We start from the raw sequence: 1,468 nt of genomic DNA on the forward strand, positions 1-1,468 counted from the left end.
CCCCACTGCTGTAACAAAAAACAACTATCCCCCGATAGCGATCGCTAAAGGTCGAATAATTGTAAATTTTTGTCAATGGGTGCGGTCAGATCGAAGAATCATCGCTAGAATGAGCCTAATTGTCAGGAATTTAGTTAAACAAGGTTTTTGGCAATATGCTAATCTGGCTAACACGCTTTTGGGCGTGATATGGGAAAAAGTTCTGGCAATCGCACCTAAATGGAGTGATATACCGAAAGTTGAACCATATCGTTGCCTCAGAGAGTTTTATGCAGAAAGTTGACCTATAATATGTAGTTGGGCTGCTTCGTTTTTTGATTGTGGCTGTCCTTGAAGATGATTTGTTAGAACCACAAAGTTTTCGTTATTGAGATTTTTTATGCAATCCGGTCTCCGCAGTGGAAAGCTTACAAAATGGAAAGATGAGCGTGGATTTGGTTTTATTCAACCCGTTGATGGGAGTCAAGAAGTTTTTTTGCATATTTCTGAAGTTAAAGATGCAACCCGTCGTCCACAAGAAAACGACACGATTTATTACCACTGCATAGTTGACTCAGATGGCAAAGTTCGAGCTTACAACGCATTTATTCTGGGAGCAAGAAACAAGTCAGAACCTTCAAGTAGTCGAACTAAACCCTCTGATGCCATCATTTCAAGCTTTCCGATAGTTGAGGTAGTTCTGTTGTCGCTTCTGCCTTTGTTTGGAGCTATTCATTTTACATGGACGACACGCAATCCCATTCCACTGATTCTTTATCCCGTAATGAGTTTAGTGACTTACGCTCTATACGCAGATGATAAATCTCGTGCTAAACGAAAGGATTGGCGAACTTCTGAACAAACGCTACATCTGTGTGAACTTGCAGGTGGATGGTTGGGCGGGTTTATTGCCCAGCGAATATTGCGCCATAAAGGTCAGAAAAAGTCTTATCAAGTCACTTTTTGGGCGATCGTGATCCTTCATTATGTTGTATGGCTGTTTTGGCTGTTTTCGGGAGGAACGCTATGAGGTATTGCGATTCTAAAAGCATCAGTGCGATGCCGAAGGCACTGCGTAGCAGTACGCATCTCTTGTAGGGTGCGTTCCCTAATGCAAGTCCCACTGCTCCAGCGATCGATTTTTGGGGAACGCACCATGCCCATTGATTGAAGTTGTGGGTTTAAGTGTGGTGTGGGCTAATCTGACTAACAGGCTTTTGGACGTGATATAAAGATAGTATGGGTGACGGTTTATCTGATGACGGAAAATGGATATGTGGAGGATGTCTTTCAAGCATTGCTTACCCCCGCTAAAGGTTAAAATGATCATGAAGAAATAGAATTACTTTAATGAAACTAGATCGTATTACGAGCAATCCAAACCGTATGAATGGGCAACCCTGCATCCGTAATCTTCGCCTTACGGTTCGTCGAGTGATTGAGCTACTGGCAACTTATCCCGATCGAGCAGAATTACATCAAGAGTTTC

The 1,468-nt window shown here is 42.6% G+C and carries 3 protein-coding genes; all 3 read left to right on the top strand.

The window, feature by feature from the left end:
• Nucleotides 1-283: hypothetical protein (locus tag PX481_RS12060; protein WP_288094640.1), on the top strand; the 283-nt coding region annotated here is incomplete at its 5' end.
• Nucleotides 284-379: 96 nt separating this feature from the next.
• A complete protein-coding gene (locus PX481_RS12065) occupies nt 380-1,009 on the top strand; it encodes a DUF1294 domain-containing protein (protein WP_002761869.1) in 630 nt (209 codons plus the stop codon).
• A gap of 320 nt (nt 1,010-1,329) precedes the next feature.
• A partial coding sequence (locus PX481_RS12070) for a DUF433 domain-containing protein (protein WP_288094641.1) occupies nt 1,330-1,468 on the top strand: 139 nt, incomplete at its 3' end.

Source organism: Microcystis sp. M53603_WE2, from assembly GCF_030065435.1.

Bases quoted from the DNA above. Each gene is read 5' to 3' on its own strand.
- PX481_RS12065 (WP_002761869.1), top strand. From the start codon at position 380: ATGCAATCCGGTCTCCGCAGTGGAAAGCTTACAAAATGGAAAGATGAG.